Genomic DNA, 6116 nt, shown 5'->3' on the forward strand with positions numbered 1-6116 from the left:
CGCGCGAACAACCTCGGTCGAACGGCGCGTACGGCCTCGTCGAAGGTCGCGGCGGCGGGGCCTCCCACCCCGCGCCGGGCCGCTTCACGATGTCAAGCGGCGGTATTTGATGCGGTGCGGCCGCTCGGCCTCGGCGCCGAGCCGGCGGCGGCGGTCGGCCTCGTAGTCCTGGTAGTTGCCCTCGAACCACACCACGCGGCTCTCGCCCTCGAAGGCGAGGACGTGGGTGGCGATGCGGTCGAGGAACCAGCGGTCGTGGCTGATGATGACGGCGCAGCCCGCGAAGTCGACGAGCGCGTCCTCGAGCGAGCGCAGCGTGTCGACGTCGAGGTCGTTGGTCGGCTCGTCGAGGAGCAGGAGATTCCCGCCGCGGCGCAGGAGCTTCGCCAGATGGAGGCGGTTGCGCTCGCCGCCGGAGAGGTCCTTCGCCTTCTTCTGCTGGTCGGGGCCGGTGAAGTTGAAGGCGGCCGCATAGGCGCGCGAGTTGACCTCGCGCTTGCCGACCATGATCGTCGGCCGGCCGCCGTCCGAGAGCTCCTCCCACACGCTGTGCTCGCCGACGAGCGTCTCGCGGCTCTGGTCGACGTACGCGAGCACGACCGTCTCCCCGATGCGGAGCGTACCGGCGTCGGGCTGCTCCTGCCCCACGATCATGCGGAAGAGCGTCGTCTTGCCCGCGCCGTTCGGGCCGATCACGCCGACGATCCCGCCGCGCGGCAGCATGAAGCTGACGCCGTCCATGAGGAGCTCGTCGCCGTAGCCCTTGCGCACCCCCTTCGCCTCGATCACCAGGTTGCCGAGGCGCGGCCCGGGCGGGATCGTGATGCGCACCGGCCCCTCGCGCCCCGCCGCCATCTGGTCCTGGGCGAGCAGCTCCTCGTAGTGCGCGAGGCGCGCCTTGCCCTTCGCCTGGCGCGCGCGCGGCGCCATGCGCACCCACTCGAGCTCGCGCGCGAGCGCGCGCCGGCGGGCCGACGCCTCCTTCTCCTCCAGAGCCAGCCGCCGCTCCTTCTGCTCGAGCCAGGAGGAGTAGTTGCCCTCCCACGGGATGCCGAAGCCGCGGTCGAGCTCCAGGATCCAGCCGGCGACGTTGTCGAGGAAGTAGCGATCGTGGGTGATCGCGACCACGGTCCCCGGGTACCCCAGGAGGTGGCGCTCGAGCCATGCGACCGACTCGGCGTCGAGGTGGTTGGTGGGCTCGTCGAGGAGGAGGAGGTCGGGCTGGCGGAGGAGAACCTGGCAGAGCGCGACGCGCCGGCGCTCGCCGCCCGAGAGCGTCGCCACGTCCGCATCGCCCGGCGGGAGGCGGAGCGCGTCCATCGCCACCTCGAGCGTGCGCTCGAGCTCCCAGGCGTTCGCGGCGTCGATCGCGTCCTGCACGCGCGCCTGCTCGGCGAGCACCCTCTCCATCTCGGCGTCGGGGAGCGGCTCGCCGAGCTTCGTGGAGAGCTCCTCGAAGCGCGTGAGCAGCGCCCGCGTCTCGGCCACGGCCTCCTCGACGTGCTGGAGGACGTTCTTCGTCGGGTCGAGGACCGGCTCCTGCGGCAGGTGGCCGATGCGGATGCCCTCGGCCGGCACCGCGTCACCCGCGAAGTCGGGCTCGACCCCTGCCATGATGCGCAGCAGCGTCGACTTGCCCGCGCCGTTCGGGCCGAGGACGCCGATCTTCGCGCCCGAGTAGAAGGCGAGCGAGATGCCCTTCAGGATCTCCTTGCCCTGCGGCGTGATCTTGCGCACCTGGCGCATGGTGAAGATGAACTGCGGCGGCATGGCGACATGGGGTAGCCCAGCGAGGGGAGAATTTCCACCGTCATCGAAGCGCGCTTCCGACGTCTCGGGCGCGATGCTAAGCGGGACGCATGGGCCCCGCGCGGCCGACCCCGCCCGCGCTCGCGTACGCGGGCCTCTCGGTCGCCACCGTCGGCTGGGCGGCCGGGTTCGTCGCCGGGAAGCTCGCGCTCGGCGCGATGTCGCCACTCGTGGTCGCCGCCTGGCGCTACGCGGTGGCGGCGGCCATCCTCCTCCCCTTCGCGCTCCGCCAGCGCCCGGCCGACGGCCTCGGGCGCGCGGCCGGACCGCTCGCGCTCATGGTGGTGTGCGGCGGCGTGCTCTACCCGTGGCTCTTCCTCCTCGCCCTCTCCCGCACCAGCGCGACCAACACCGCGCTCCTGATCGCGCTGAACCCGGTGCTCACGCTCCTCTTCTCGCCGCTCGTGGGCGAGCGCCTCGACCGCCGTCGCCTGCTCGGCGTCCTGGTGGCGCTCGCCGGCGCCGCCACCGTCATCACGCGCGGCGACCCGGCGCACCTGGCGGCCCTGTCCCTCGGCTCGGGCGATCTCGTGGCGCTCGCCGCGGCGGCGACCTGGGCGACCTTCAACCTGACCTCGCGCCGCGTCGTCGGGCACCTGACCCCGGCCTTCACGAACTGCGTCATCTATGCGCTCGGCGCCGCCGCGCTCTACGTCCTCGGTCGCGGCGAATCCCCGTGGGCCCAGCTGGCGGCGGCCACGCCGACGGCCGTGGCCGGCGTCGTGGTGATGGCGGTCCTGTCGTCGGTCATCGCCGGCCAGTTCTTCCTGGTCGGGGTGCGCACGGTCGGTGTCGGCCGCACGGTCGTGTTCGTCTATCTGGTACCGGTCCTGACCGCGCTCCTGTCGACTGCGCTCCTCGGCGAGCATTTCCTCCCGGCGCAGGCGGTGGGCGGCGCCACGGTGCTGGCGGGAGTGTACTGGACGACGCGCACCGTGGGCTGAGCGGGCGCGGTCATCAAACGTGCAGCGCGCGCTTGGCGACGGCCAGCGCCGCCTCCTTCACCGCCTCCGGCAGCGTCGGATGCGCGTGCACGGTGCGGGCCACGTCCTCGGCGCTGGCGGCGAACTCGACCGCGAGCGCAGCCTCGGCGATCAGGTCCGAGGCGCGCGGGCCCAGGATGTGGAGGCCGACGATGCGATCGCTCCTCGCGTCGGCGAGCACCTTCACGCCGCCCTCGGTCTCGCCGAGGCAGCGGGCGCGGCCGTTGGCCATGAAGGGGAAGGCCCCCACCCGCACCTCGAGCCCGCGGCGCGCGGCGTCCTCCTCGGAGAGCCCGACGCTCGCCAGCTCGGGCCAGGTGTAGACGACGCTCGGGATGGCGTCGTAGTTCACGTGGCCGGCGAGGCCGGCCATCAGCTCGACCGCGGCGGTGCCTTCCTCCTGGGCCTTGTGCGCGAGCATGGGCCCCGGGATCGCGTCGCCGATCGCGTACACGCCCGGCACGCTGGTCTCGAAGCGCTCGTTCACCGTGACGCGGCCCTGCGCGTCGAGCGGGATGCCCGCCTCGCGCGCGCCGAGGCCCTCCACGTACGGGCGGCGGCCGATCGCCACCAGCACCACGTCGGCCTCCTCGAGCGAGGTCTGGCCCTTCGATTCGAGCGTGACGCGCACGCCGCGCTCGGTGCGCTCGGCGCGCGTCGCCGAGGTCTCGAGGCGGAAGGCGAGGCCCTGCTTCTCGAGCGCCCGCCTGAGCTGCGTCCCCATGCCGCGGTCCATGGTGGGCACGATCGCGTCGAGGAACTCGACGACCGTCACCCGGGCGCCGAGCCGGCTCCACACCGATCCCAGCTCGAGCCCGACCGCGCCCGCGCCGATGACGAGCAGGCGCTCCGGCACGCGCGCGAGCGCGAGCGCCTCGGTGGAGCTCACGATGCGCTCGCCGTCGAAGGGAAGGCCGCGGAGGGGCGTGGGCTCGCTGCCGGTTGCGATCAGCACGCGCTCGGCCTCGAGCGCGCGCTCGCCGACGACGACCCGTTTCCCCTGCTCGAGCCGCGCCGTCCCCGCCACCCACTCGACCCTGTTCTTCCTGAAGAGGCCCGCGACCCCCTGCGTGAGCCCGCGCACCACCTTGTCCTTGCGCGCCATCATCGCGGGCAGGTCGAGCGCCACGCCACTCGCCTTGATGCCGTGCGCGGCAAGGCCGATCTGCGCCTGGCGGTAGAGCTCGCTCGAGTCGAGGAGGGCCTTCGAGGGGATGCAGCCGACGTTGAGACACGTGCCGCCGAGCGCCTCGTCCTTCTCCACGCAGGCGACGCGCATGCCGAGCTGCGCCGCGCGCAGCGCGGCCACGTAGCCGCCCGGGCCGGCGCCGATGACGACCAGGTCGAAGCGCTCGGCGGGCATCAGACGTCGAGCAGCAGGCGCTCCGGGTCCTCGAGGCGCTCCTTCACGCGCACCAGGAAGGTCACCGCCTGCTCGCCGTCCACCAGGCGATGGTCGTAGGAGAGCGCCACGTACATCATGGGCCGGACGACGATCTGCTCGTCCGCCACCACCGGCCGCTTCTCGATCTTGTGCATGCCGAGGATGGCGCTCTGCGGCGGGTTCAGGATGGGTGTGGAGAGGAGCGAGCCGTAGACGCCGCCGTTGGAGATCGTGAACGTGCCGCCGGCGAGGTCGTCGAGCTTGAGCTTTCCGTCGCGCGCGAGACCGGCCAGGCGCGCGATCTCGCGCTCGATGTCCGCGAACGACATGCGCTCGGCATGGTGGAGCACGGGTACGACGAGGCCGCGCTCCGTCCCCACCGCCACCCCGAGGTGGACGAACTTCTTGTAGATGATGTCGGCGCCGCGGATCTCGGCGTTGACCACCGGGATGTCGTGCAGCGCCGCGATGCAGGCCCGCGCGAAGAACGACATGAAGCCGAGCCCGATCCCGTGCTGCTTCTGGAAGCGCTCCTTGTGCTCGGCGCGGAGCGCGATCACGGCGCTCATGTCGATCTCGTTGAACGTGGTGAGGATCGCCGCCGTTTGCTGCGCCTGGACGAGGCGCTCGGCGATGCGCCGGCGGATCGGGCTCATCGCCACCCGCTCCTCGCCCTCGGCGAGGGTCGCGGACGGCTGCGGCGCCGGCGGCACCTCGATGCGGACGGGCCGGGCGCTGCGCTCGAGGTATGCCAGCACGTCCTCCTTGGTGAGCCGCCCGCCCTTGCCGGAGGCCGGGACGAGGGTCGGGTCGAGATCGTGCTCGGCGAGTAGACGGCGGACGGCCGGGCTGAGCGGTCCCCCGGCGCGTGTGGCGGTCGGCTCCGCCTCGGCCTCGGCGGGCGCCAGTCGTCGCGGCGGCGCCGCCGGGGCCGGCTTCGGCGCCTCCGGCGCGGCGGGCGGCCGCGCGGCGGCGACTGCCGCGGCGCGCACGCCGCCGTCCTCCTCGATACGCGCGACCAGCTCGCCCACCGCGACCTTCTCGCCCGCCGCCTTCACGATGCGCAGCACGCCGGCGCGCTCGGCGGGGAGCTCCATGCTCGCCTTGTCGGTCTCGAGCTCGAGCAGGATGTCGTCGGGCTTGACCGCCTCGCCGTCCTGCTTCGCCCAGCGCACGATGACCCCCTCGGTCACCGACTCGCCGAGCGCCGGGATGCGGACCTCGAACGGCATGCCACCCTCCGCCTCCGCGCCCCTCAGCGGGCGAGCGCGGCGTTCACCAGGTCGCGCTCCTCCGCCTGATGGAGCTTGAACGAGCCCGTCGCGGGGCTCGCGGCCTCGGGGCGCCCGGCGTAGTTGAGGGAGCGGTCCTCGGGCAGGATGCGCCGGAGCCGCCGGTACATCACGTGCCACGCGCCCATGTTCCACGGCTCCTCCTGCACCCAGTACACCTGCCGCGCTTCGGGGTAGGCGGCGAAGATGGCGTCGAGCTCCTTCGCCGGGAAGGGGTAGAGCTGCTCGATCCGCACGAGCGCCACGGAGTCCATGGCGCGCTCGCGGCGCGCGGCGAGGAGCTCGTAGTAGATCTTGCCGCTGCAGAGCAGGAGGCGCCGCACCCCGCCGCGCTCGATCGTGACCCCGGCCTCGGGCGCGCCGCCGAGCGCGATGTCGTCGATCACGGTCCGGAACCCGCCCTGCGTCAACTCCTCGAGCGACGAGACGCAGAGCTTGTGGCGAAGCAGGCTCTTCGGGGTCATCAGGACGAGCGGCTTGCGGAAGCTCCGGTGCATCTGGCGGCGGAGGGCGTGGAAGTACTGCGCCGGGGTGGTCAGGTTGCAGACCTGCATGTTGTCCTCGGCGCAGAGCTCGAGGAAGCGCTCGAGGCGCGCGCTCGAGTGCTCGGGGCCCTGGCCCTCGTAGCCGTGCGGGAGGAGCAGCACG

General features: G+C 73.0%; 5 protein-coding genes. 1 reads left to right on the plus strand and 4 read right to left on the minus strand.

What is annotated here, in order from left to right; translation table 11 throughout:
* Positions 1 to 84 precede the first annotated feature (84 nt).
* Complete coding sequence (ettA, locus tag E6J59_17605; protein ID TMB17046.1) at positions 85 to 1770, minus strand: energy-dependent translational throttle protein EttA; 1686 nt, start codon at positions 1768 to 1770, stop codon at positions 85 to 87.
* A gap of 89 nt (positions 1771 to 1859) precedes the next feature.
* Between ettA and E6J59_17610 the strand changes: the two genes are divergently transcribed.
* A complete protein-coding gene (locus E6J59_17610; protein ID TMB17047.1) occupies positions 1860 to 2753 on the plus strand; it encodes a DMT family transporter in 894 nt (297 codons plus the stop codon).
* 13 nt (positions 2754 to 2766) lie between these two features.
* Here E6J59_17610 and lpdA read toward each other — a convergent pair whose 3' ends face one another.
* The 3 genes from lpdA to E6J59_17625 all read right to left on the minus strand — a co-directional run.
* A complete protein-coding gene (lpdA, locus tag E6J59_17615) occupies positions 2767 to 4155 on the minus strand; it encodes a dihydrolipoyl dehydrogenase (protein ID TMB17048.1) in 1389 nt (462 codons plus the stop codon).
* The gene (gene odhB, locus E6J59_17620) at positions 4155 to 5408 is read right to left on the minus strand and encodes a 2-oxoglutarate dehydrogenase complex dihydrolipoyllysine-residue succinyltransferase (protein TMB17049.1); all 1254 of its coding nucleotides are present in this window, start codon (positions 5406 to 5408) and stop codon (positions 4155 to 4157) included. The genes lpdA and odhB overlap by 1 nt, the downstream gene beginning before the upstream one ends.
* 23 nt (positions 5409 to 5431) lie before the next feature.
* Positions 5432 to 6116, minus strand: a 685-nt coding sequence (locus E6J59_17625; protein TMB17050.1) for a hypothetical protein, incomplete at its 5' end; no start/stop codon positions are given.

Source organism: Deltaproteobacteria bacterium, assembly GCA_005879795.1.
Lineage (GTDB): Bacteria > Desulfobacterota > Binatia > DP-6 > DP-6 > DP-6.